General features: G+C 61.4%; 23 protein-coding genes and 1 pseudogene. 12 read left to right on the top strand and 12 right to left on the bottom strand.

The window, feature by feature from the left end:
• The first annotated feature begins 8 nt into the window (after positions 1–8).
• Complete coding sequence (locus ATE48_RS10265; protein WP_066771011.1) at positions 9–1,073, top strand: aldo/keto reductase; 1,065 nt, start codon at positions 9–11, stop codon at positions 1,071–1,073.
• Between the two features lie 71 nt (positions 1,074–1,144).
• Here the strand turns inward: ATE48_RS10265 and ATE48_RS10260 are convergent, their stop codons facing one another.
• From ATE48_RS10260 to hrcA, 3 genes are all read right to left on the bottom strand, one after another.
• Positions 1,145–3,373 (bottom strand): PPC domain-containing protein, encoded by a 2,229-nt coding sequence (locus tag ATE48_RS10260; RefSeq protein ID WP_066771006.1) that lies wholly within the window; start codon positions 3,371–3,373, stop codon positions 1,145–1,147.
• Between the two features lie 166 nt (positions 3,374–3,539).
• Positions 3,540–4,100, bottom strand: coding sequence for a nucleotide exchange factor GrpE (locus ATE48_RS10255; protein ID WP_066774866.1), 561 nt, complete (start codon positions 4,098–4,100; stop codon positions 3,540–3,542).
• Positions 4,101–4,107: 7 nt separating this feature from the next.
• A complete protein-coding gene (gene hrcA / locus ATE48_RS10250; protein WP_066771002.1) occupies positions 4,108–5,184 on the bottom strand; it encodes a heat-inducible transcriptional repressor HrcA in 1,077 nt (358 codons plus the stop codon).
• Between the two features lie 85 nt (positions 5,185–5,269).
• On the opposite strand from hrcA, the gene ATE48_RS10245 reads away from it, so the two are divergent.
• Positions 5,270–6,136 carry a retropepsin-like aspartic protease gene (locus ATE48_RS10245; RefSeq protein ID WP_066771000.1) on the top strand — a complete coding sequence of 289 codons (867 nt, stop codon included), beginning with the start codon at positions 5,270–5,272 and terminating at the stop codon, positions 6,134–6,136.
• Here the strand turns inward: ATE48_RS10245 and ATE48_RS10240 are convergent.
• Positions 6,133–7,320: an ATP-binding protein gene (locus tag ATE48_RS10240; protein ID WP_066770997.1), complete on the bottom strand. Its 1,188-nt coding sequence runs from the start codon at positions 7,318–7,320 to the stop codon at positions 6,133–6,135. The genes ATE48_RS10245 and ATE48_RS10240 overlap by 4 nt on opposite strands.
• 245 nt (positions 7,321–7,565) lie before the next feature.
• Here ATE48_RS10240 and rph point away from each other — a divergent pair, with 245 nt between their 5' ends.
• On the top strand, positions 7,566–8,279 hold the full coding sequence (gene rph / locus ATE48_RS10235; RefSeq protein WP_066770993.1) for a ribonuclease PH: 714 nt from the start codon (positions 7,566–7,568) through the stop codon (positions 8,277–8,279).
• A 12-nt stretch (positions 8,280–8,291) separates the two neighbouring features.
• Entirely contained in the window at positions 8,292–8,759 is a 468-nt protein-coding gene (locus tag ATE48_RS10230; RefSeq protein WP_066770992.1) for a hypothetical protein, read from the top strand.
• Here ATE48_RS10230 and ATE48_RS10225 read toward each other — a convergent pair.
• Together ATE48_RS10225 and ATE48_RS10220 are read right to left on the bottom strand one after the other, a co-directional pair.
• On the bottom strand, positions 8,744–8,992 hold the full coding sequence (locus ATE48_RS10225) for a helix-turn-helix domain-containing protein (protein ID WP_066770989.1): 249 nt from the start codon (positions 8,990–8,992) through the stop codon (positions 8,744–8,746). The two genes, ATE48_RS10230 and ATE48_RS10225, sit on opposite strands and share 16 nt — an antisense overlap.
• Entirely contained in the window at positions 8,992–9,597 is a 606-nt protein-coding gene (locus ATE48_RS10220) for a DUF2975 domain-containing protein (protein ID WP_066770980.1), read from the bottom strand. Before ATE48_RS10220 ends, ATE48_RS10225 begins: the two co-directional genes overlap by 1 nt.
• Positions 9,598–9,692: 95 nt before the next feature.
• Between ATE48_RS10220 and rdgB the strand changes: the two genes are divergently transcribed.
• Together rdgB and hemW are read left to right on the top strand one after the other, a co-directional pair.
• Positions 9,693–10,283 carry an RdgB/HAM1 family non-canonical purine NTP pyrophosphatase gene (rdgB, locus tag ATE48_RS10215; RefSeq protein WP_066770977.1) on the top strand — a complete coding sequence of 197 codons (591 nt, stop codon included), beginning with the start codon at positions 9,693–9,695 and terminating at the stop codon, positions 10,281–10,283.
• Complete coding sequence (hemW, locus tag ATE48_RS10210; protein ID WP_066770974.1) at positions 10,280–11,413, top strand: radical SAM family heme chaperone HemW; 1,134 nt, start codon at positions 10,280–10,282, stop codon at positions 11,411–11,413. Before rdgB ends, hemW begins: the two co-directional genes overlap by 4 nt.
• On the opposite strand, the gene ATE48_RS10205 is transcribed toward hemW, so the two are convergent.
• Entirely contained in the window at positions 11,410–12,639 is a 1,230-nt protein-coding gene (locus ATE48_RS10205; protein WP_083197285.1) for a penicillin-binding protein activator, read from the bottom strand. The two genes, hemW and ATE48_RS10205, sit on opposite strands and share 4 nt — an antisense overlap.
• Between ATE48_RS10205 and rsmI the strand changes: the two genes are divergently transcribed.
• Genes rsmI through ATE48_RS10190 form a run of 3 tightly spaced genes read left to right on the top strand, consistent with a single transcriptional unit; the run spans position 12,638 to position 14,617 of the window.
• Positions 12,638–13,540, top strand: coding sequence for a 16S rRNA (cytidine(1402)-2'-O)-methyltransferase (gene rsmI, locus ATE48_RS10200; RefSeq protein ID WP_083197284.1), 903 nt, complete (start codon positions 12,638–12,640; stop codon positions 13,538–13,540). The two genes, ATE48_RS10205 and rsmI, sit on opposite strands and share 2 nt — an antisense overlap.
• The gene (locus ATE48_RS10195) at positions 13,537–13,902 is read left to right on the top strand and encodes a YraN family protein (RefSeq protein ID WP_066770970.1); all 366 of its coding nucleotides are present in this window, start codon (positions 13,537–13,539) and stop codon (positions 13,900–13,902) included. Before rsmI ends, ATE48_RS10195 begins: the two co-directional genes overlap by 4 nt.
• Complete coding sequence (locus ATE48_RS10190; RefSeq protein WP_066770960.1) at positions 13,883–14,617, top strand: BON domain-containing protein; 735 nt, start codon at positions 13,883–13,885, stop codon at positions 14,615–14,617. The genes ATE48_RS10195 and ATE48_RS10190 overlap by 20 nt, the downstream gene beginning before the upstream one ends.
• 439 nt (positions 14,618–15,056) lie before the next feature.
• On the opposite strand, the gene ATE48_RS19765 is transcribed toward ATE48_RS10190, so the two are convergent.
• The 3 genes from ATE48_RS19765 to ATE48_RS10180 form a co-directional block, all read right to left on the bottom strand.
• On the bottom strand, positions 15,057–15,233 hold the full coding sequence (locus tag ATE48_RS19765) for a hypothetical protein (RefSeq protein WP_156767717.1): 177 nt from the start codon (positions 15,231–15,233) through the stop codon (positions 15,057–15,059).
• Positions 15,234–15,276: 43 nt separating this feature from the next.
• Positions 15,277–15,927, bottom strand: coding sequence for an NYN domain-containing protein (locus tag ATE48_RS10185; protein WP_066770958.1), 651 nt, complete (start codon positions 15,925–15,927; stop codon positions 15,277–15,279).
• A 130-nt stretch (positions 15,928–16,057) separates the two neighbouring features.
• Entirely contained in the window at positions 16,058–16,945 is an 888-nt protein-coding gene (locus tag ATE48_RS10180; RefSeq protein ID WP_066770955.1) for a helix-turn-helix domain-containing protein, read from the bottom strand.
• A 21-nt stretch (positions 16,946–16,966) separates the two neighbouring features.
• Here ATE48_RS10180 and ATE48_RS10175 point away from each other — a divergent pair, with 21 nt between their 5' ends.
• On the top strand, positions 16,967–18,088 hold the full coding sequence (locus ATE48_RS10175) for a P63C domain-containing protein (RefSeq protein WP_418219393.1): 1,122 nt from the start codon (positions 16,967–16,969) through the stop codon (positions 18,086–18,088).
• On the opposite strand, the gene ATE48_RS10170 is transcribed toward ATE48_RS10175, so the two are convergent.
• Together ATE48_RS10170 and ATE48_RS10160 are read right to left on the bottom strand one after the other, a co-directional pair.
• On the bottom strand, positions 18,085–18,390 hold the full coding sequence (locus ATE48_RS10170) for a DUF3761 domain-containing protein (protein WP_066770952.1): 306 nt from the start codon (positions 18,388–18,390) through the stop codon (positions 18,085–18,087). The two genes, ATE48_RS10175 and ATE48_RS10170, sit on opposite strands and share 4 nt — an antisense overlap.
• 222 nt (positions 18,391–18,612) lie before the next feature.
• On the bottom strand, positions 18,613–18,882 hold the full coding sequence (locus tag ATE48_RS10160) for a hypothetical protein (protein ID WP_066770946.1): 270 nt from the start codon (positions 18,880–18,882) through the stop codon (positions 18,613–18,615).
• A 230-nt stretch (positions 18,883–19,112) separates the two neighbouring features.
• On the opposite strand from ATE48_RS10160, the pseudogene ATE48_RS10155 reads away from it, so the two are divergent.
• Together ATE48_RS10155 and ATE48_RS10150 are read left to right on the top strand one after the other, a co-directional pair.
• Positions 19,113–20,218 (top strand): annotated as a pseudogene (locus ATE48_RS10155) (magnesium chelatase domain-containing protein).
• Positions 20,219–20,241: 23 nt separating this feature from the next.
• Positions 20,242–22,038: a response regulator gene (locus ATE48_RS10150; protein WP_066770943.1), complete on the top strand. Its 1,797-nt coding sequence runs from the start codon at positions 20,242–20,244 to the stop codon at positions 22,036–22,038.
• Positions 22,039–22,047 lie beyond the last annotated feature (9 nt).

Genomic DNA, 22,047 nt, shown 5'->3' with positions numbered 1-22,047 from the left:
ATCCTCCCATGCGCTATCGCAAACTTGGCCGCACCGGCCTTGCTGTTTCTGAAATCTGCCTCGGCACTATGACGTTCGGCGGTGATGGCATCTGGAAAGCTATCGGCGCGCTTGAACAAGAGACCGCGAACAAGCTCGTGAAAGGAGCGTTCGATAAGGGCGTCACGTTCATCGACACCGCGAACGTCTATTCGAACGGCTTATCGGAACAGGTAACAGGGCAAGCGATCAAGGACTTGCCGCGCGATGAATTGGTGATTGCCACCAAGGTGTTCGGCCGCATGGGCGCGTACAGTCCAAAACAAACGGAAGAAGAGCAGCGTCGTTACAACAATACCAATCTGTGGGGCCTCTCGCGCAAGCACATCATGGATTCTATCGACGCGAGCCTCACGCGTCTGCAGATCGATCATATCGATCTCTATCAAGTTCACGCGTTCGATAGCGTGACCCCGCTTGAGGAGACGCTCGGCGCGCTCGATGATCTCGTGAAGTCCGGCAAGGTTCGCTATATTGGGCTTTGCAATTTCGCGGCGTGGCAGATCGCAAAATCGCTTGGTGTCTCGGACAAGAACGCCTTCGCCCGGTTTGAATCTTTGCAGATGTATTACACGATCGCTGGCCGCGACCTGGAACGCGAAGTTGTGCCGCTGGCGAAGGATCAGAACCTCGCTATTCTGCCCTGGAGCCCGCTTGCTGGCGGCTTCCTCTCGGGCAAATACACGCGAGCAACCGCGCCGACGGATGGTTCACGCCGCATCGCGTTCGACTTCCCGCCGGTCGATAAGGAAAAGGCCTACGACATTATCGATGTCATGAAGGAAATCGGCGATGCGCGCGGTGTTTCGGTGGCGCAGATCGCTCTCTCGTGGCTGCTGCAGCAGAAGCACGTTACCAGCGTGATCATTGGCGCCAAAACCGAAGCGCAGCTCAATGACAACCTTGCCGCGACGCGTGTTGAACTCTCCAGCGATGATCTGAAGAAGCTCGACGATGTTTCGAAGTTGAAGCCGGAATATCCGGGTTGGATGCTCGAGCGTCAGGGCGGCGAACGCTCTTCGAATTTAAGTTAGTGCAAAAAGAAAGCGGCGGCGCTCTTGTCCAGCGCCGCCGCTCCTGCATGCGTCCCCTTAAGCGTTTCCGCTCACCGGCGCGCGATCTTCACCTCGTAGCCACCGGTCGTGTTGCTGAGACCGCTGACTTGAATGAGGTAATCGCCAGCGACTTCCGGACGGAAGCGCAGGCGCGCATCCAAGCCGTCACCGCTATCGTCATCAGAGGCGACGCGGCGGCCGCCATCGCGCACCAGTGCGGCGTCGGCTGAAGCCTCTTCCATACCGGCGCCTTCTTGGATCACGGCGACGAACGGGTCCGCCAACGGGTTGGCGCCATTGCCGCTGACATCGATCTGGTAGGTCACGCCGGCTTCAAGCGTGACGCGGAAGACGTCGAGATCGCCAGGGATTTCGATGCTGCTGGCACGGCTATCGTCAGCCGCATCCAGGTATTCGTCGGTGTAGGCGTGTCCCGGCACGTCGGTATCGACAGCGCGCAACGAGTAGCGGCCCGTGCTTTGGCCGTCGAATGACGAGACCGCAGCGAAGTAGGTGCCGCCTGTTGGCGAGGCGAAGCTCAGGTACGAATTCAGTCCACGTCCGCCATCGTCATCAACGGCGACTTGCGTGCCGGTTGAATCGTAGAGCGCGAGCATCGGATCAGCGAGTGCGCCGTCTTCAAGGCCATCCAGGTTGAAGCGGTAGGGACGACCTTCGATGAGTTCGATCGCAAACCAATCCACATCACCGGCGGAGCCGATGAAGCTCGTGCGAGGATCGCCGTTCGGCATCAAGGCTTCGGCGGTGTCGTAGGTGTTGCCGACTTCGCCGCCGATGACGTTGATGGCGTAGCGGCCAGTGGCGTCGTCGGTGAAGCCGCGCGCTTCGACGTAGTAGGCGCCAGCGGCAGGAGCTTGGAATTCAAGCCAAGCATTCAGGCCATCGCCGCCATCGTCGTCACGCGCCAGTTCAGCACCATCCGCCCCATAGAGGACGAGCAGGGGATCGCTGATGCTGTCCGGCGTGCCGGTCGCTTGCATGCTGATGCGCACGCCTTGACCTTCAACGAGTTGCAGGCGGTACCAGTCGCGGTCACCGGCGGGGGCAAGGATGCCTTCGCGATAATCGCCATCCGGGCTGAGGCTCGCATCCGTGTTTGCGTCGGCCGGCACATCGCCAGCGCGTGCGGCGAGCGTGTAGGTTCCAGTTGCGTCGCCCGTGAACGAGCTGGTTTCGATGTAGTAGTTGCCGGTCGTGGGCGCGGTGAACTCCAGGTAGGAGTTGAGGCCGTCGCCGCCGTCATCATCGACCGCCAGCTCTTCGCCGCGTGAATCGCGCAAGCGGATCAGCGGATCACCGATCGGGTTTTCGCCGCTTGCGTCGAGCGTGAACCGGTAAGATTCACCCTCGGTCAGACGGATGCGGTACCAGTCGCTATCGGTCGGGAAATCGAGCGAGCCTTCGATCGTGCGGCCCGCCGCGATGCGGCCGCCGGTTGAGGTTGTGTTGCCGATGTTGTCGCGCGGCAGACGCTCAGGCGTGATGTTGAGAACATAGCGACCAGTGTAAGCGTCGCCGTAACCACGCGCTTCGATGAATACATCGCCGTTGGACGTCGCGATAAATTCGAGCGCTGAGTTGAGTGAGCCATCGCTGTCGTCGCTGGCGGCAAGTTCATTGCCATCGCGGTCGAGGACGCGGAGGAGTGGATCGCCTAAGCCGCCTTCGCCTGGAGCGCCGTCCAGCGTGATTTGGTAGCGGTTTCCGGTGCGAGCCGCGAAGCGATACCAATCAGTGTCGCCTTCGTATTCGATCGTGCCGTTGGTGGCGCGGCCTGCAGCAGCGCGGGCGCGGGTGCTGGTGTCGCCGCCGGCGTCATCCGGCGGCACTTCTTCCGATGAAACGCCAAGGCGATAGGCGCCGGTTGCTTCGCTGCTGAAAGCGCGGGCTTCGACGAACACGACACCGCTGGATTGCGGTGCGAAGCGAAGGGCGGAGTTCAGCGAGCCGTTTGCGTCGTCATTGAAGGCGAGCTGATTGCCTTGCTCGTCATAGACCGCGAGCATCGGATCGAGGGCTTCGCCCGCGTCGTTCGGAATGCCCGCGAGCGCGATGTTGTAGCGGCGGCCGGTCTCGACTTGCAGGCGATACCAGTCGGTGTCGCCGGCAGGGGAGACTTCACCGTCAGCGTTTCCGGTGAGCGTCGCGGTTGTGGTCGCATCGCCCGGTTGGTCAGCTGTTTGTGCGGAGGCTCCCGGAGCCATTCCGAACGCCATCAGCGCCGCCGCAGCCACGCCAAACCAAAGCTTCCCTCGCATGTGGTACTCCCCTCAAAATCGCGTACGGATATGGTTAACAATCCGTCATGTCAGACGCAAAGCGGAATTCAGGCGGAATCCAGCCTTTTCGCGCCATCGCCGCAGAGCGATGGACGCGTTTGGCTTAGCTGGCAACGCGCCGGGACGCGAAGAAAAAGGGGCTTTGCTAGACTTTGATGTCGACGTTATGCGCCGACGCCGCAGCCGGAGGGCCAGCGGAAACCAGCACCATCGCCGCGCGCACCGTACGGTCGCCGAGCACGTACCCGTGCTGCATAACTTCTTGAACTGAGCCCGCAGGTTGATCGCCCGGCGCTTGGGCCACCGCTTGGTGGAACTTCGGGTCGAAGGGCTCACCGCGTGCGCCGACGCGCTTGAGGCCATGCTTCGCGAATGCCTCGACGAGCGAGCGTTCGGTGAGTTCAAGGCCGGTGAGAAGGTTACTCAGGGCTTCGTCCACGCCGTCGCGCGGGGCCGTTTGCAAGGCGCGATGCAGCGTGTCGGCGATCGGCAGTAGATCGAGTGCGAAGCGATCGATGGCGTAAGCGCGCGCTTCGGCAGCTTGGCGTTCGGCGCGGCGGCGCGTGTTCTCGGCGTCTGCCAAGGCGCGGAGCATGTCGTCGCGCGCTTTGGTGACTTCAGCCTGCAGCGCCTCGATGTTGAGCGGCGCGGCTTCGGCGTTCGCTTCGGTTTGCACGTCCGGCTGTGGGTTCGCTTCGTCGGTCATTCCATCCTCATCGTTCGCCGCGTCCGTCGAGCACCCGGCCGACAACACGCGCCGTATAATCCACCACGGGGATTACCCGCGCATAGTTCAGCCGGGTAGGGCCGATCACGCCCAAAGCCCCGACTACCTTCCGTTCCGCGTTCATATAGGGGGCGACGATCAGACTCGACCCCGAGAGCGAAAATAGTGGGTTTTCCGAGCCGATGTAGACGCGCACTGCATCTCCGGCCTTGGCTAAATCCAGCACTTGAATGAGTTCGCGGGTTTTTTCCAGGTCATCGAACAGCTTTCGGGCCCGTTCGAGGTCGGCCACAGCCTGCTGATCCTGGAGGAGGTTCCCGCGCCCGCGCACGATCAGGGATCGGCCAAGCGTCGGATCTTCGCCAGACCACTCAACCAGACCTTTTTCGACCAAACCCGCCGCGGCTTTGTCGAGGGCGGCGCGATCGCGGCTCAGGGCTTCCGCAGCGGCGGCGCGCGCATCGGCCAAGGTGCGGCCCTTAAAGCGCGCGTTGAGGTAGTTCGCAGCTTCGCTTAGAGCGCCGGCGGGCAGATCGGCCGGAATGTTGATGATACGATTTTCGACTTGGTTGTCCTCGAACACGAGAACGAGCAGCGCTTGGCCTGGGCCGATGCCGACAATTTCCGCGTGCCGCACGGGCGCGTCGCGTTCGGGCGTAACGACAAGGCCCGCGCCGCCCGCCAGGCCGGAGAGCAAGTCGGACGCCGCGCCCATGACGTCTTGCGGGTTTGAGCCTGCCGCTGCGATGCGCGCATCGATCTCGCGCTTTTCGTCCACCGGTACGTCGCCGAGTTGCAGCAAGCTATCGACGAAGAAGCGGAGCCCTTGTTGTGTTGGCAGGCGCCCAGCCATGGCGTGCGGCGCTTCGAGCAGGCCGAGACCGGCAAGGTCAGCCATGGTGTTGCGGATCGAGGCGGCGGAGAGGCCAACACCCGCGAGCTTGGACAACGTGCGCGAGCCAACCGGTTCGCCCGTCGTCAGATACGACTCGACGATCTCGCGGAAAATCTCACGCGCCCGCGCATCGAGCGATGTGAGGTCGGAGGAGGGAGGCAACGCCATTCGAGGCCCTAGGTAGCGAACGCCGCCGTATGTGCAACCGTCGCCCCTGACTTGAAATTGCCCTGTTCCGCCGGGACCAAGCGGAATGCATTGGGGACTCTTCTCTTTTCTTTTCGTTCTGTGGTTCGCGGGCCCCGTGGCGGCGCAAACGTCGATCACGCTTGAGGCGTCGCCCGTGGCGATCGTCGATGCGACCATCAACGGACGCCCGGTTCGGCTGGAGGTCGATCCGCGGATGCCGGACATGCTGGCGCTTTCAACGCCGGCGGCGGAGCGCCTGGGTGTGCGCCGCTTGCCGTTCGCGCAGGTGCAAGTTGGTATCGAAGGTGGCGGCAGTATGCGCGGTCGTATTGCCCGCCCGAACATTCGCTTTGGCGAGCGCTCGGCGCGTAACATGGCGGGCATCTTTCCTGTGCCGGTGAGCACGCGCGCCGATGGTGTGATCGGACCGGGTTCGCTGCCCTATGATATTGTGACGATCGCCATCGGCGCGGAGGCCGCTGCCGCGCGTGATATTGTTCTGCCGCTGGAAAATCCGGACGCTTGGTTCGTGCAGGCCGATGTCGGGGGCAGATCGTTGCGGGTGCTTTTCGACGTTGCCAACGATGCGAGCATTCTCAATCGCCCCGCCGTGCGCGCTTTTGATCGTGACGGCGTCATTCCCTCCGCAGGAGAGTTGTCGGAACGGCCCGTGATCTTGGGTTTGTCGACTCTGATGCAGCCGGTGACGACGTCACTGACAGTGCACGGCATTGAGCTCGGCCCGACGTTTGCGCGGACGGTGTCGCCGCTGCTCGGCGCGCTAGAGGAAGATGCAATCATCGCGGAAGGCGCGGCGAGTGAAACACCACCAACTCTGACGCTTGGCGGGCAAGCTTTGTTGAGCGCCGGTTGTTCGTCGGTCAGCGTCAATCGCCGTACGCGTCAACTCACGCTGCGCTGCGCGTCTTAGGCTTTCGCGGTTTTCTTTTTGCCGTTCGTGGGCACGGCGCGGCGCATGTATTCATCGAACTTCGGCACGGTGAAGCCGATGAGGCCACGTTCGGGCGAATAGGCCATGCCTTTCTTGATCAATTCGTCGCGGATCGGTGCGGCTTGGCTGAGGCTGAGGCCCAATGCATTGGCTACGTCTGATGAATTGACGGGTTCTGCGCCGAATTCCGCCATGGCGCGTGCGTAGGTCTTTTGCCGGTCAGTGAGGCGCGCGAGCCGCACCTTGAAAATGCCTTCGTCCAACGCGGCAACAGCGGCTTCGGTGGCGCGCTTTGCATCATCGAGAGTGATCGGTGATTTGGTGGCGGCGTCCCAGCAATGCGATCCCCAAACTTGTAGAAAGAATGGGTAGCGACCGGTTTGATCGATGACGTAATCGAGCGCTTCCTTGGTGAACTTCGCGCCTTCGCGATCCGCCGGCACTGTGAGCGCGGTGCGCGCGCCCGCTTCGTCGAGCGGACCGATTGGCGGATAGTCGAATAGGCGTTCGGCATAGGACTTCGCATCGCCAGCGAGCTTGGCGAGTTGCGGCAGGCCGCCGCCGAAGAGGAGGAGGGGAAGTTGGCGTTGCGCGACTTTGTGCATCGCCATGATCAGCGCACTTAGATCGCCCTTTTGCAGATACTGGATTTCGTCGATCAGCAAAATGACGGCCGTGTCGCGTTTCTTGGCTGCGTCCGCGATTGCGACGAGCAAGTCGGTGAGATCGATTGAGAGATCGCCGGTCGCGGGTGTGACCGCGAAACCGAAGTCCACATCGCCGACGGTGGCTTTGAACATGCTGGCGAACGCGCGCAGAGCGCCGAAGGCTTTCTGCAAATCGGCGCCGGCCTTCTTCATGCGGTCGAGACGATGAAGGATGTGCTGGAGCTGCGGCGCGAGTTGCTGTGCGAGCGGTGTGTTGGGATCGATCTCGATGAGGGCGGTCTGACAGCCTTCTTCTTCGGCGATGGCCTCGAAGGCATTGAGCAGGACGGTTTTGCCGACGCCGCGCAGGCCCAGCATGATCGCACTCTTGGCGGCGCGTCCGCCTTTGGCGCGGACGATCGCGACGCGTGCGTTTTCGATGAGCTGATCGCGGCCAGCGAGTTCGCGGGGAGGGACCCCAGCGCCCGGATTGTATGGATTGTAGGTGGCCTTCATACGGTATTTTGGTCCGGTTAGGTCGGCGTGGCCAAACAATCCTATAATGCGGTATAGGAAGCCTGTTAGGGCGAGTCGCCCGAACTGGCCCGAACTTTTCTATTCGAGCGCCGCCGAACGGACATGCCATTTAGGGGCATCGACTTCTGGGCCGGCTTCGGTCACTTCGTCCGGAAATACCGATCTATAGGAAAGTTTGGCCGCATGGGCCTAACTATTCCAAACAACCCTATCCAGGAGCCCCTATGCGTCCCTCAGGCCGTGCGCCCGATCAATTGCGTGATGTGACCCTCGAGATTGGCGTCTCCCGCTACGCGGAAGGTTCGTGCCTGGCCCGCTTCGGTCAGACGCATGTGCTGTGCACGGCAAGCGTCGAGCAGGGCGTGCCCGGATGGCTGAAGGGTCAGGGACGTGGCTGGGTGACGGGGGAGTACGGCATGCTGCCGCGCGCAACGCACACGCGTGGCCGCCGGGAAGCCGCGCAAGGTAAGCAATCTGGCCGGACGCAGGAGATTCAGCGCTTGATCGGACGCTCGCTGCGTTCGGTCGTCGATCTGAAAATTCTCGGCGATCGCACCATCACGCTCGATTGCGATGTCATTCAGGCAGATGGCGGCACGCGTACGGCGGCGATCACCGGAGCGTGGGTCGCGCTGGCGCGCGCGTGCAAGTATCTCGTTGAAGAGAAGGTGATCAAAGAAACGCCAGTCACCGGCCAGGTCGCAGCGATCTCGTGCGGCGTGTTCGATGGCACGCCGATTCTCGACATCGATTACGCGGAAGATTCCAGCGCCGAAGTCGATGCGAATTTCATCCTGGCCGGCGATGGCCGCATGATCGAATTGCAGGCTACCGGCGAGAAACGTCCGTTCAGCGATGAGGAGTTCGCTGAGCTGATGCGTTTGGCGAAGCTCGGCTGCGGGCAGTTGTTTGACAAACAACGCGCGGCTGTCGGCTAAGGCATAACGTCCATGATTGAGAGTTTGATCAAAGCCGGCCCGATCACGCGCATTGTGCGCGTGGGTTATGCGCCGTTCGAAGGCGACGATCCGATTGAGATTACGTTCGAAAGCGGCGCGGTGTTCAATATCGACATCGGGTTTGAGGGTGCGACAGATATCGTTGTGCGAGAGGGGACTCTGCTCGAAACCGCTTACGGACACTTGAGGAGCGACGAACCGGATGCGTTCAAAGCGATCCAGCGCGATTGGTCGAGCGAAGATATCGAGCTGCCGTGGCTAATTGGCGCTGAACTCAAGAATCCGCGACGCTTGGCAATGACCAACCCCTATCGCGTCGATGTTGGCTATGTCTTCGACGTCAACGGCCGCGATTTCGCGCTGTTTGGCGAGGCGGACTTCATTTCCGCCAATGAACTGGACGATGAAGATAATGAGGGACTCGGACTTGAAGTCGGCGCGCCTTATTCGGCCGCTTGATCGGCGGCTTCGTCGAGCGCGTCGTCTTCGCTAGGTTCGTAGCTCAGAATTTCACCGGGCTGGCACTCGAGCACGCGGCAGAGCGCGTTGAGCGTCGAGAAGCGGATAGCTTTGGCTTTGCCGGTCTTCAGGATCGACAGATTGGCGAGCGTCACGCCGACCTTTTCGCTGAGGTCAGTCAGCGACATGCGGCGATCCAACAGGATGCGATCAAGAGTGACGCGGATCGCCATTAGATCGTCAGCTCCTGTTCTTCCTTAAGGCGCGCGCCCTCGCGGAAGACTTCAGCCAATACGATCAAGATGAGGATTGAGCCCCAGGTCGAAAGATCGACGCTGAGTTCGTAGTTCGCGTTCACGTCGGGGCCGCCGAAGTGCGCGAGCAAGAAGCCGGTGAGCGCCATCAGCACGTAGCGTGAAACCTCGATCACCAGCATCGTGATCCAGATGACGCGAAGATGCGTCGCGTTTTCGCGTTGGAATGGTTCTCCGGAAGAGAAGCTGTCGAACAATTTGCGCAGGCGCCAGACGATGATCAGCGATCCGGCAACCGCGACCGCCGCGATGAGCAACGCTGGAACGACCACGGGCCAGGCGCCGCCGCCGGGTTGATCGTAGGTGATATGAAAGTCGCCGCCGCCTGAACCCAGCTCCGCATTGCCGGCGCCACCTTGAAGCAGGGCGGGGTCAATGGAGCCGTTTGCGATCAGCGTCAGGATGACGCCGTAGCCAATCGCGCCGCAAACAACGCCGATCGCCGCAACCCAGAGGGCGTACCAGGCGAACATCAGGCCAATCCTGACGATCGATGCGATGGAGCCTTTGCCGAGGGCCTTCATGGGGGCGAGAAACCTCTTTCCGGGCTGAGCTTAGCCTGGGTTTATTGATAAACGATATAGACCGTGTTGCCTCTAGTCAAACAAGTGTTGCGCCCATGCCCCGTCTCACCGGCCGATTGGTTGTTGCTTCCCATAATGCCGGAAAAGTCCGCGAGATCGCGGCGTTGCTCGGTCCCTTGGGTCTGGAGCCGGTGTCCGCTGGCGAACTGGGGCTTCCCGAACCGGATGAGACGGAAGCGACGTTCACCGGCAATGCAGCGTTGAAGGCGCGGGCCGCCGCGCTGGCGTCAGGTTTGCCGGCGCTCGCCGATGATTCCGGGCTCGAGGTTTTTGCCATCAATGGTGATCCCGGGATTTATTCGGCGCGCTGGGCTGGTCCGAACAAGGATTTCGGCGCGGCGATGAAGCGTGTGTGGGACGAGTTGAGCGCGACAGGCGCCGATCCCGACGCACGCTTTGTGTGCGCGCTCGCCTTGGCGTTGCCGGACGGAAGCCTCGAAACCTTTGAAGGCGAGGCGCGGGGTTCGATTGTATGGCCGCCGCGGGGCGAGAAGGGCTTCGGCTACGATCCGATTTTTGAGCCGACGGGGCTCACGCGTACGTTCGGCGAGATGACGCACGACGAGAAGTTGCCGCTGACCCATCGCGCGCGCGCGTTCGAGAAGCTTGTCGCGTCGCTTAAATGAGCGAAACCGGCATCTACATTCACTGGCCGTATTGCAGCGCCATTTGTCCGTATTGCGATTTCAACGTCTATCGAGCGCGCGGCGCCGACAACGCGCCGCTGCTCGCGGCCATCGCAAACGATCTGGAGGGGCACGCGCGGCGCTTTGGCAGGCGCAAGGTGGTGAGTTTGTTCTTTGGTGGCGGTACACCTTCGTTGTTGCGCGGTGCAGAGATCGAGCAGCTGATCGCCGCCGCGCGCCAGCATTACGATGTCAGCGATGACTGCGAGATTACGCTCGAATCCAATCCCGAAGATGTAGCGCTGTTTGCGGAGCAGGCCGCCGCCGGCATCAATCGCTTTTCGATCGGTGCGCAAGCTTTTGACGATGATGCGCTGAAGGCGCTTGGCCGTAAGCATGACGCGCCGGCCTCATGGCGCGCGATCGAGGCCGCAGCCGCGACCGGTCAACGCGTGTCGGTCGATCTTATTTATGCGCGTGAAGGGCAGAGCGCGGAGGCATGGGCGCATGAACTCAAAGCCGCGCTCGCGCTGCCGATCGAGCATTTGTCGCTCTATCAATTGACCATTGAGCCGGGCACCGCGTTCGCCCGCCGGGTCGACCGCGGCCAACTCGTCACGCCGAGTGATGATCTGTCGGCTGAGCTTTACGAGCTCACGCAAGACATATGCGATGCTGCTGGCTTTCCTGCGTATGAGATTTCCAACCATGCGCGCACGATAGCCGCGCGCTCCCGTCACAATCTGGTCTACTGGCAAAGCGAGGACTGGATTGGGGTTGGGCCGGGGGCGCACGGCCGCCTCGGCCACGCAGGCGCGCGGATTGCGTTCGAAGCCCGGCGCCGGCCGTCTGATTATCTGGATGCTGTAAAAGAACGCGGCGTTGGCTGGATTTCCGAAGCGGAGCTGACGCCGCAGGAGACAGCTGATGAGGTGTTGCTGATGGGGCTTCGCATCGAAGAAGGCGTCGAACTTGCGCGCGTCGAGGCGCTGCGTGGTGCACCGATCAATCGCCGAGCGCTTGAGTGGCTGACAGAGCAGGGGCTTGTCAGCCAAGAAAACGGCCGCATCCGTTTGACCCGGAGCGGCCGTTTGCTTTCGAACAGAATTGTCGCGGAGCTAGCGTCTTAAGTGCCGCTGTTGCGGAAGCGGCGCGGCGCTGCTTCGAGCACGTTGTTGCTGTTCTGACGGACTTCCATGATCGCAAGGCCGCGCTCGATGGCGCCGTTGGCGCCGAAACGGAAGAGGCCATCGGAGCCGGCAAAGCCCTCGCGGTTTTCAATGGCCCCGCGCGTGATGCCATCGGCGCCGCGATCGCGTGACAGCAAGGTCGCGAGCGCGACAGCGTCATACCCGAGGCTCGCGAGCCTCGTCGGCGATTCACCGAATGCGGTGCGATAGCGGTTTTCGAACTCGACGCGAGCGCCAGGATCTGGCGCAACGTACCAACCACCGGCGAGCGATGGCTCGCGTTCTGCTTCACCAGCCCAGACGCTCGTGCCCATCAGGCGGGTTTGACGTGTGTCGAGGCCGGCTTGCACCAAGGCTGTGCCGATCGCGCGCAATGGCGCGCCGCTGTCGGCGATGATGATGCCCTGCGGGCGTGCGCCCGCTGCGATCGCGCGTGCTGCAGCGCCGGCATCCGCATCGGTGCGGTTGTAGAGCTGCGAGGTCGTGATGGTGACACCGCGCGCTTGTGCTTCGGCGCGGAGGGCGCTTTCCACTCGGCGGCCATACTCATTCGCCGGCGCCAAGAGCGCGATCGAACGAATGTTCTGCGAGGCGGCGTACGACACTAGGCGCGAGACTTCGTCCTCAAGCTGGAAGCTGAGAAGATAGACTCCGTTGCCGCCAATGGTGCGATCTGAAGAGAACCCGATCACCGGCACGTTTTGTCTCGAAGCTGCGTTTGCGGCGCCGGCAACGCCTTCGCGCAACACCGGGCCGATGATGATATCAGCGCCGTCCGTCATTAGTGCGCGCGCCGCGGCATTGGCGGATGCTTCGTTTGAGCCAGCATCGCGCGGGATCAGCAAGGTATTCTCATTGCCCAATTCGAAGAGCGCGAGCTCGGCCGCGTTATAAAGCGCGGCGGCGTCTTGCGGACGGAGCGAGAAGGGCAACAGCAGGCCGACGCGGACGATATCGCGGCCGCGCATGAAGGGCGGCGTCACGCCGTCGGCGGTTTGGACGGGCAGGTCCGGCGTGGTGGTCGGTGTGCCTGTCAGAGGCGGCACGGACGGCCCAGGACCCGGCGCGGTGGCGCAGGCGGCCATTAAAGCCGCAAAGCTGATCGCAACCGTCGTCTTCAGACTTGGCGCGGCGAGCGGACGCGCCGATGATTTGGCGACAGCCATGAATAACCCTTCGTCGGACCCCGAAATGAATGCGCGCGACCGTATCGGCGCCCGCGAATCCAGTCCACCGCTGGAAGCGGGCCTTTATGTGGTGGCGACGCCGATTGGGAACCTGCGTGATATCACGTTGAGGGCTCTCGACATTTTGGCCACAGCCAGCCGCGTCTATGCCGAAGACACCCGGGTGGCGATGAAGCTCATGGATGCCTACGGGCTGAAGCCGCGGCTCGGCGCCTATCATGAGCATAACGCTGAGGCGATGCGCGAGACGATCCTTGATGCTCTTGAGCGGGGTGAGAGCATTGCTTTGATCTCCGACGCGGGGACGCCGCTGATTTCCGATCCCGGCTTCAAGCTGGCGCGCGAAGTCATCAGCGCGGGCCACCGGGTGTTTCCGATTCCGGGCGCCTCTGCCTTGCTTGCAGGGCTGGTGATTTCAGGTCTGCCGACGGACCGCTTCATGTTCGCGGGCTTCTTGCCTCCGAAGCAGGGTGCACGCCGCGCTGCGTTGGCTGAAGTTGCGGATGCGGACGCGACGCTGATCTTCTACGAGACAGGGCCGCGCTTGGCGGATTCGCTCGCTGATATGGCGGAGGTCTTGGGCGCACGGCCAGCTGCGGTGACGCGCGAGCTGACGAAGATGTTCGAAGAAGCGCGCCGCGCTTCGCTTTCTGATCTAGCTGCGCATTATGCTGAAGCTGGGGCGCCGAAAGGTGAGATCGTCGTAATTGTCGGTCCGCCTGAAGCGAAAGGCGAGGTAAGTGATGAAGCACTCGACGTTTTCTTGCTGCGGGCACTGTCGCGCGGTGTGAAGGAAGCGGCGAGCGAGGCTGCGCGCGATCTTGGCGTGCCGCGCAAGCGCGCATATGCGCGCGCTCTTGAACTCAAGGATCGTGCGTGAGCCGGCAAAAGGCCGAGCGTCGCGGACGCACGGCCGAATGGGCCGCAATGGCGCTACTGATGTGCAAAGGCTATCGAATTTTGGGCCATCGCCTGCGTACGCCTTACGGCGAAGTAGATGTCGCGGCTTGGAAAGATGGCGTTCTTGTTATCGTCGAAGTGAAGGCGCGCAGTACGTATGACGCGGGCGCGTATGCGGTGACGGCCACGGCGCAACAACGCATTGCTCGGGCGGCGCAAACGCTTGCGGGGCGCTGGCGGCTCACCTCCGCGCCGATACGTTTCGATTTGGTAGTGGTTGGTTCAAGTCTGTTGCCAAGGCATGAACGCGGCGCCTGGTTTGATGAGCGCTCGCGCAGCTGAAATTAAGCGTGCCGAAACGATCCGAGCGCAAAATCCGCCGATCATGCGCAAGATTGCTCTCCTCCTCGTCGTCTTCGCCGCGTCCGCGACCGCAAGCGGATGCGTGACTGCCGCCATCGGCACGGCTGCAAGTGTCGGCGTCTACGCTGCTCAGGACCGCACGATCGGCGAGGGCATCGATGATGCCTCGGCATCGCAGCAAGTGAAGATGCGCCTGATGGCTGCTGACAGCATGGCGTTCCAAGAAGTTGATGTCGAAGTTGCGAACCGGAATCTGCTGCTCTCGGGCACGGCGCCGACGGCTGAACATCGTCAGGCTGCTGAAACTATCGCGCGCAGCGTGCGCACCGTGGACAATGTCTACAACGAGATCATCGTCGGCGAGCCGTCGACATTTGTGCGCAGCGCACAAGACGAACTCATTACCGCGCAGATCCGCACACGCTTAACCGCGAGCCCGTCCGTGCGTGCGATCAACATCAACATCGAGACCTTTCATGGGAACGTTTATTTGATGGGCATCGCGCGGTCACAGCACGAGCTTGAGCGTGCGGCGGAGATCGCGAGCGTGGTGGGCGGCGTTCGCCGCGTTGTCTCGTTCATGCAGGTGCGAGCGCCGGACATGCCGTATTACGCGCAGGCGCCAAGCGGACCGGAATTTCGCGGTCCAGATGGCGTACTGGGCGGCGACGAAAACGCCGTCGGACAGAACTAATTTTCTTTTAAAATCCCGTGATTTCCATGGCGCACGCCCGCGCCTGGGGGTAAGTTTGCTGACCGCTTCGCGCAGGGTGCGAATGCGTTCATTTTTTGTTGCCTATTTGTTCTTGCCCTGTGCGATAACTCGCATCGGTACTGCCTCAGTTTGAAAACTGAACTTTTATGCTTAGGCCTTACAGCGTTGTAATCGCTGGGGTTTTTGGCGCTTTGAGCCAGTTCAAAAGCCGGAAAAGTTTTCCACAGGTTGCAAGTGGCTGATTTGGCTCGGTTTGTTCCGAGTTATCCCGCGATCTGGAAACCACCGTTTAACCAAGTCACCAACGCCCAAGCGACGAGCATTCCGGCAATCGGGACGGCTGCGCTCGCTAGGATCGCCAGAACCTGTTTCGCGGTCATACGGCTTTATAGCTCTCTTTGGCCAGGGGGGGCTAACTTCACGCTTTGCGTTTCCACATCACCGCCAGCAGCAGGAACACCCCCGGTATGAGGAGCCATGGGCCATAGTAGCTGACGGCCTCACCGACAGTGTTGATCGGGACGCTATCCGCAGCAGCGATCCAGCCAATAATGATGGCGGCGAACAGCGCGTTAAAGAGAAACAGTCCGCGCATCCTCGCTCCTATGGTCGTCTCCCCAGACGACCCCATGCGCGATCTATGTAGGGCGCTGCGAAGGATGAACCCAGTCTGCCGGCGGATCATACTCAGAGGGACGAATGACCGCTGGCGTTCCGGGGACAAGCTTTGGAAACACGCACCTCTCAAGGTGGTTTTCGCTGATCGTTATTTTGGCGTCGGCCACATGGAGAATAGCGTGGTTGTGGCGATGCCCAGTGATGACCAGCGTCGTCAAACGCTTCGCGGGGAAGCGTTGCTTTAGCAGCTTCGCTGTCGCCACCTGATCGCCGTCCGCCGTCACAAGATAGCAATGGTCAAAGTTATCTCGATGAGCGTCGTCAATAACACTTAGGGCTAGGTTCACGTCTCCCTGTTTCTCGACCGGCTTTTCCCAGGTGTAGCTGCAGTCAGGGCATTTGCGCTCCTCGTCTGCGAAGTGACCACGCAGGCAAACGACACCCTTAGATTCAAGCGCGGTGATGTATCGACGGTGGCGATCCTGCTTGCCGGGGTTTGTTGTCGTGATCGCCGTGCAGATCACCACTTTCTCAAGCGTCTCGCTCCTGCTTGGAATGAGCAGCGTTCCAAGCGCATGCCAATCAAGCCATTTGAGGTGCGGTTGTTCTAGTCGCTTCAGCGCGTGGTAAACGTTGAACCCGTCAACGTAGAAGGCGGCGCGTATAGTCATTGCGCGCACCCCAGAAAAGCGAAACCCCCAGGCCGGAACCTGGGGGGTGCGACGTGTGAACACGCCGCGCTGATGTGTGCAACATAATGCACGGATAGTTTAATATCAAGTTGCGACATGTGGGGGTTCGTCATGCCTCGGACCGCTTTTTGTAGGGTCCGCGCGGCTTCGGAACGTTTGCGCGGACGTCAATTCGCTCAGCAATATCTTCCATCGACCAAAGGCGATCGGTAAGCCCCGCCGCCATTGCTGGTGAGAGCTTATGCGCTTTGTGTTGTCGTACAAAATTATAGTGCATGAAAAACAGCGCGAGCGCGTAGAGGTGGTTCGCGTACTTCTTTGAGTGCGCGTTGGTCAGGCGCGTAAAGCGGCGCATGCCCATGCGCATGGTGAGATTGGCGCGCTCAACGTGGCTGGTTGAGATCTTCGATTGATCCGGGTTGCCTTCGCGCACAACCTTGTGGGCGCCGGTGCAAACCGGGGGAGAATACTTCCGCTCAGGACCGGCGCCGAAATCCGGACCGTAGGTTTTCACAAGCTGCGCGAAGTCCACGTTCTTGCCGAACGCGACGCGCACTGCGTTTGGATACGCTGTGAAACCGTCTGACGTGATTTGCGGGCGGCCGGTGATGCGACGCGCCACGTCTTGCATGAACGTCTCAGCGGCCGAGCCCGTGCGGCCAGACGCCATGTAAGAAATCATCAGCTTTGAGTCAGCGTCCAGCGCGGTCCACGTCCACACGTCGCCAGCTTCAGCGGGCGCGGCTTTCGCAGTCGGGACGTTCTTTTGCTTGGCGTAGCAGAACGACCAAATTTCATCGCACTGCACGTTCTTGGCTTCGACGTGCGTAACGAGCTGGTCGTGAAGATCGAGGCAGGTCTCGCCAGCATCCACCAAGAGCTTGGATACGGTGTTGATGCTCACGTCTTGGAGGCGGGAGATCGCCCGGAGGCTCACGCCCTCACAGAGCAGGTTCAGGATTTGAACGCGTTTTGCGAGGGGGAGCACGTTGGCCATTTCTATTTCATACTGAACTTTATGCTTGCAGTCAAGCATATTGCTAGCATGAATACGATAATGCTTGCATTAGGCTCGATTCGCTGGCATTCGTCAATTATGACAGACGAATCGGACCCCAAGGAACCAGTAGGCCGCGCCAAGGGCGGCAAGGCTCGGATGCTCAAGCTCTCTGGCGAGGAGAGGCATGAGATCGCCAAGAAAGCCGCTGCGGCGCGCTGGAATACAAAGGTGCTCAAGGCGACCCACGGGTCGCCTGACCATCCGCTTAAGATTGGTGACGCCGTAATCCCTTGTTACGTGCTGGAGGACGGCACGCGGGTTTTGACCCAAGGCGGCTTCACCGATGCGCTGGGCATGGCGCGCGGCGGATCGATGATCGCAGGTATGAATCGACTTGAGCTTTTCGTCTCGCGAAAGTCGGTTAATCCCTATATTTCCAACGAATTAGCCGAGAGATTCGCCAACCCGATTTCGTTCGTTACGCCAGAGGGTGTTAGGGCGCACGGTTTCGACGCGATCCTCTTGGCGGACCTCTGCGAAGCCGTGCTCAAAGCGCGTGAAGCTGGAGTGCTTCAGAAGCAGCAAGCTGGCATCGCGCTGAAGTGCGAAATCCTCATCCGAGGCTTCGCTCGCGTCGGCATCGTCGCTCTTGTTGATGAGGCCACTGGCTACCAGCGCGACCGCGCCAAGCAAGCGCTCGCAAAGATTCTAGAGGCGTGGATCGCGAAGGAATTGCAGGCTTACGTTCAAACGTTTCCAGCCGACTACTACGAACACATGTTCCGGCTTCGCGGTCTGGAGTTTCCAGAGGAGTCGGTTCAACGGCCTCGCTACTTTGGCATTCTCACAAACGACATTGTTTACAAGCGGCTTGCTCCCGGTGTTCTCGCGGAGCTGCAACGCGTCACGCCGCGCAACGAAGATGGTCGGCCAACCGCAAAATACTTTCAAAGCCTCACCGGCAATATCGGCTACCCGAAGCTCAAGGAGCACTTGGGTGCCGTGGTCGCGCTGATGAAAGTCAGCAAGTCGTGGGCGGGATTTATGAATCTGCTCAACGAGCACTACCCGAGGCACGGCGACACGCCGATGCTTCCGCTCGACTACGATCAGGAAAAGGATGACGGCAAGGGCATCTAGTCAGCGGGCCGGTTCACCCACTCCCGAACGCCGCGATGGCCGGAGCACGTCCCGCGCCGGTGCTGAGAATACGAAACCCAGCCGTTGCGGCAGATCGCGGTGACCGTGGGGTGATCGACAGTCACGGTGCGGGATAGTTCGCGCCCATTCAGCGTCGCGCCTTCCGGTATAGGCGACGGGACTTCGATAGATAGTTGGATTTCCTCGAACGCGAGCGGGTCCAAGTTCAGCGGCTCAACCGGCTGGATTGGCTCGCTGGCGCAAGCGGCGAGAAGCAGTGCGGCGGCGAGCGCGCGCTTCACTTCTTCTTCCAGCGTTTAGCTGCGGCCTTCTTCGCGATCTCAGAGCGCTTCCTTGCGCTCAGGCTTTTAGCGCGTGCCTTGCCGCCTTTAGCTCCTAGAGCCTTAGCCGCAGGGTCTTTCCCGTCATCAATGACGGTTTCTTCTTCGTCTCCAACGGCAAGCCTCGCCACCTTAATGGCGTTGCCTATTACGTCCGCTGGGCGCTTCTCTCCGCGTGGGCCTTTAGGCATTATGTGTACCTGCCACGATCTTTCTGAGTAAGGTCAGCTGCCGTGCCTGCTCTTCGGGCGACAATTGTTCTTGTGTGAGGCATGCGCGCTCGATGTCCTGCGCGCCCGTCTTGGTGCGCGTGATATTGGCGCGCCGACTGTAGGGCATTTGAGACCAAATCGCTGAGACAAGACTGCCGTCTGCGAGCGCCTCAGAGAGCTTGACGAGAATCTCGGCCGTGAGCCCGACGCCAACGGCGACCACAAGTTCTCTTGTCAGCATGGGAAGCGTCGGCGCGCGACCAAGAACCTCTACGAGGTGCTTGGGGCATAGGTAGCCGTTGGAGAGCGCCGTATCAGGGCACACATCCCATCGACAAGGGCGTGGTTCTGCTGTCATGCCTACCGCTAAGCATACACTTTCCGCGTCAACCCCGCTAGGAGCTATGCAGTCATTCCGATTTCAAACTGAGACAGTACCCTCGCATCGGTTGTGGATAAAGGGCGGTCGCGATGCAGACCTGTGCCAACGCAACCACCGTCGCTTTCGCCGGTCTCGAAGCTCGTCGAGTCGAAGTTCAGGTGCAGATGACCGGCGGCACGCCTGGCGTCGTGATCGTCGGTTTGGGCGACAAAGCCGTCTCTGAATCGCGAGAGCGCGTTCGCGCGGCGTTTGCTTCGATCGGTCTGGCGATCCCAGCGGGACGTCTCATCGTCAATCTCGCACCTGCCGATATGCCGAAGGAGGGGACGCGCTACGATCTTCCGATCGCGCTTGCGATGATGGCTGCGATTGGCGCGCTGCCGCATGACGCGCTCGATGGCATGGTGTGTTTCGGCGAAGTCGGGCTCGATGGATCGCTTGCGTCTGCACCGGGCGCGTTGCTCGCGGCGATGGCCGCGCACGCAATGGACGCAGCTTTCATTTGTCCGGAGGCGTGCGGCTCCGAGGCCGCGTGGGCAGGCGGAGAAGTGGTTGCTGCGCCTTCGCTATTGGCGCTGATCAATCATTTTCGTGGTGGCGCGGCGCTGAAAGCGCCCGAGCGCGGAGAACTCGTCACCGGCGCGAACGTGCCTGATTTGCGCGACGTGCGCGGTCAAGAGCAAGGCAAGCGCGCGCTCGAAATCGCGGCCGCCGGTGCGCACAACATCCTCTTCGTCGGCCCGCCGGGCGCCGGAAAGTCAATGCTGGCGCAGCGTTTGCCGGGAGCCAGCCACCGAGTGCAGCATCGAAACTTCAAGTAATTCCGCGGATTCAAGCGGCGGCAGCGGATTTGACCTTGCCGCCACCGGTTGAGGGGACGGCCGAGGCGGCTGCTCGTGTGGCGCGGGCGCGCGAAGCACAGGCGGCGCGTGGCGCGGGGCTCAATGCGATGCTCGATATGCCGGCGCTTGAGCGTCATACGACACCTGATGCTCCAGGTGCGGCTTTGCTTGCAAAGGCGGCGGAATCCTTGTCGCTTTCGGCGCGCGCCTATCACCGCACTTTGAAAGTTTCCCGCACCATCGCCGACCTCGATGGTTCGGATGCGGTGCGCCGAATCCACGTTGCTGAGGCGCTGAGCCTCAAACGCCGTTGGGCAAGTGCCGACCAAGCCGGTTTCGCTAGGGTTTCTTAACCGCCGCAGCGCTTGATCGCGGCATGGTTCAGCCGGCGGCGACGCACGCTTTCGATGCCTTTGACGCATTGCCCGATCCGGTCGCGATCCTTGCGGCCGATGGTGCGCTCTTGCGCGCCAATCCGGTGTTTCGGGCGACTTTCCGGCATTGGATCGGCCCGCAACGTCCTCCGTGGGGCAGAACTCAGCCGTCTGAGTTCAAAAATGGTGAGCGGCGCTTTGATGCGCCGGCGCCGGATGGCAGGCAGTTCGAATGGGTCGAGCGGCGCTTGCCCGATGGAGCGAGCCTCGTCATCGCTCGCGATATCACCCGTCACGTTCGCGCCGCCGAAGACGCGCTGCGTGCGAAGACGACATTGTTTGCAACGCTCACGCACGAACTACGCACGCCACTGAACGGCATTCTCGGCATGGCCGGACTCTTGGAGCTGGGTAAACTCGAGCCCAATGCGAAGAGCTATGTCGGTGCGATCAAGCAATCGGGCGAGCTGCTGCTCGAACTGATTACGGAGATTTTGGATTATTCACGCCTTGAGGCGGGGCACGTCGAGCTTGAGCTCAGCCCGTTCGATCCCGAGGCGACGATGCAGAGCGTCGCGGAATTGCTCTCACCGCGTGCGCGCGACAAGGGCTTGGAGATCGCCGTCTCCGTGCGCGCCGATGCGCCTGCGCGCGTCGTCGGCGATGACGGCCGCTTGCGGCAAATCCTGTTCAATCTTGCCGGCAACGCGGTGAAGTTCACCGAGGCAGGCGGCGTCGTGATTGAAATGGCGCCACGTCCCAATGGCCGCGTGCGTTTCAACGTGCGTGACACCGGTCCGGGCGTTGCGCCGGAAAAGCAGGCGCTGATCTTTGAAGAGTTTACGCAGGCCGATGCCGGCGTCGCACGCCGACACGGCGGGGCTGGGCTCGGTCTTGCCATCGTAAAGAAGCTTGCACTCGCCATGGGCGGCGAAGTTGGCCTGGTGTCGCGCCCAGGGTTTGGCGCGAGCTTCTGGGTAGAGTTGCCGCTGGCTTCGGCTGCAAACGAAGAGGCTGCGCCATCTTTGGCCGGTGTCCGCATCTGTGTTGTAAGTCCGTCTCTATTGTTGACGCAGACCATGCGGGCCGTGGTGATTTCGCTCGGCGCAGTTCCTGTCGAGCGCGGTGATTACGCGGACGTTGTGCTGCTCGATTGGCACGACGCGGTCGATGGCGAAGAGATCGATGCGTTACGTCGTAATTCCCGTGCGGTGATCGCGCTGGCGCCTCAAGAGCAGAGGCAGATCATCGATGCATGCCGCGCGGCTGGGGTTGAGCACTACACTCTAAAGCCGGTGCGCCGCGGTTCGCTGGTCGAACGCGTGCGCGCGGCATTAGGAGATGAGCCGGCGCAAGCCACGCCAAAAGCTTCCGCCAGCACACCCGCACAACAGCCGCTTCTCGGCATGAGCGTGCTGCTTGCCGAGGACAATCCGATCAATGCTTTGCTCGCCCGGACCTTGCTCACCCGCGCCGGCTGCACGGTGACAACTGTGCAGGATGGCGAAGAGGCGGTAGTGGCGGCGTCCGCAGGCGGTTTCGATTTGATCCTGCTCGACATCCGGATGCCGCGCCTCGACGGATTTGAGACGGCCGTTCGCATTCGCGCAGGAGGAGGGCCCTCGGCGGCGGCGCCGATCATTGCGCTAACGGCTGATGCTGGCGAGGAAGAGCGGGCGCACGCAGCCAAGGCCGGCATGGACGATTTCATCACCAAACCGATCGACGCGAACAGGCTGCTGCAAGTCGCGGCGCGCTTTACCGAGCGCCCGAACCCCGCCACGTTCGCGGGCGAATAAAGCGGCGGA

Source organism: Candidatus Viadribacter manganicus, assembly GCF_001679665.1.
GTDB lineage: Bacteria > Pseudomonadota > Alphaproteobacteria > Caulobacterales > Aquidulcibacteraceae > Vitreimonas > Vitreimonas manganica.
The sequence above is the reverse complement of the archived record's forward strand: the minus strand, read 5'-3'. Positions and strand labels throughout refer to the sequence as shown.

What these genes read in the sequence shown, in the direction of transcription:
- ATE48_RS10265 (WP_066771011.1), top strand. Translation starts at nt 9, where the DNA reads ATGCGCTATCGCAAACTTGGCCGCACCGGCCTTGCTGTTTCTGAAATC.
- ATE48_RS10260 (WP_066771006.1), bottom strand. Translation starts at nt 3,373, where the DNA reads ATGCGAGGGAAGCTTTGGTTTGGCGTGGCTGCGGCGGCGCTGATGGCG.
- ATE48_RS10255 (WP_066774866.1), bottom strand. Translation starts at nt 4,100, where the DNA reads ATGACCGACGAAGCGAACCCACAGCCGGACGTGCAAACCGAAGCGAAC.
- hrcA (WP_066771002.1), bottom strand. Translation starts at nt 5,184, where the DNA reads ATGGCGTTGCCTCCCTCCTCCGACCTCACATCGCTCGATGCGCGGGCG.
- ATE48_RS10245 (WP_066771000.1), top strand. Translation starts at nt 5,270, where the DNA reads ATGCATTGGGGACTCTTCTCTTTTCTTTTCGTTCTGTGGTTCGCGGGC.
- ATE48_RS10240 (WP_066770997.1), bottom strand. Translation starts at nt 7,320, where the DNA reads ATGAAGGCCACCTACAATCCATACAATCCGGGCGCTGGGGTCCCTCCC.
- rph (WP_066770993.1), top strand. Translation starts at nt 7,566, where the DNA reads ATGCGTCCCTCAGGCCGTGCGCCCGATCAATTGCGTGATGTGACCCTC.
- ATE48_RS10230 (WP_066770992.1), top strand. Translation starts at nt 8,292, where the DNA reads ATGATTGAGAGTTTGATCAAAGCCGGCCCGATCACGCGCATTGTGCGC.
- ATE48_RS10225 (WP_066770989.1), bottom strand. Translation starts at nt 8,992, where the DNA reads ATGGCGATCCGCGTCACTCTTGATCGCATCCTGTTGGATCGCCGCATG.
- ATE48_RS10220 (WP_066770980.1), bottom strand. Translation starts at nt 9,597, where the DNA reads ATGAAGGCCCTCGGCAAAGGCTCCATCGCATCGATCGTCAGGATTGGC.
- rdgB (WP_066770977.1), top strand. Translation starts at nt 9,693, where the DNA reads ATGCCCCGTCTCACCGGCCGATTGGTTGTTGCTTCCCATAATGCCGGA.
- hemW (WP_066770974.1), top strand. Translation starts at nt 10,280, where the DNA reads ATGAGCGAAACCGGCATCTACATTCACTGGCCGTATTGCAGCGCCATT.
- rsmI (WP_083197284.1), top strand. Translation starts at nt 12,638, where the DNA reads ATGAATAACCCTTCGTCGGACCCCGAAATGAATGCGCGCGACCGTATC.
- ATE48_RS10205 (WP_083197285.1), bottom strand. Translation starts at nt 12,639, where the DNA reads ATGGCTGTCGCCAAATCATCGGCGCGTCCGCTCGCCGCGCCAAGTCTG.
- ATE48_RS10190 (WP_066770960.1), top strand. Translation starts at nt 13,883, where the DNA reads ATGAGCGCTCGCGCAGCTGAAATTAAGCGTGCCGAAACGATCCGAGCG.
- ATE48_RS19765 (WP_156767717.1), bottom strand. Translation starts at nt 15,233, where the DNA reads ATGCGCGGACTGTTTCTCTTTAACGCGCTGTTCGCCGCCATCATTATT.
- ATE48_RS10185 (WP_066770958.1), bottom strand. Translation starts at nt 15,927, where the DNA reads ATGACTATACGCGCCGCCTTCTACGTTGACGGGTTCAACGTTTACCAC.
- ATE48_RS10180 (WP_066770955.1), bottom strand. Translation starts at nt 16,945, where the DNA reads ATGGCCAACGTGCTCCCCCTCGCAAAACGCGTTCAAATCCTGAACCTG.
- ATE48_RS10175 (WP_418219393.1), top strand. Translation starts at nt 16,967, where the DNA reads ATGCTTGCAGTCAAGCATATTGCTAGCATGAATACGATAATGCTTGCA.
- ATE48_RS10160 (WP_066770946.1), bottom strand. Translation starts at nt 18,882, where the DNA reads ATGCTGACAAGAGAACTTGTGGTCGCCGTTGGCGTCGGGCTCACGGCC.
- ATE48_RS10150 (WP_066770943.1), top strand. Translation starts at nt 20,242, where the DNA reads ATGGTTCAGCCGGCGGCGACGCACGCTTTCGATGCCTTTGACGCATTG.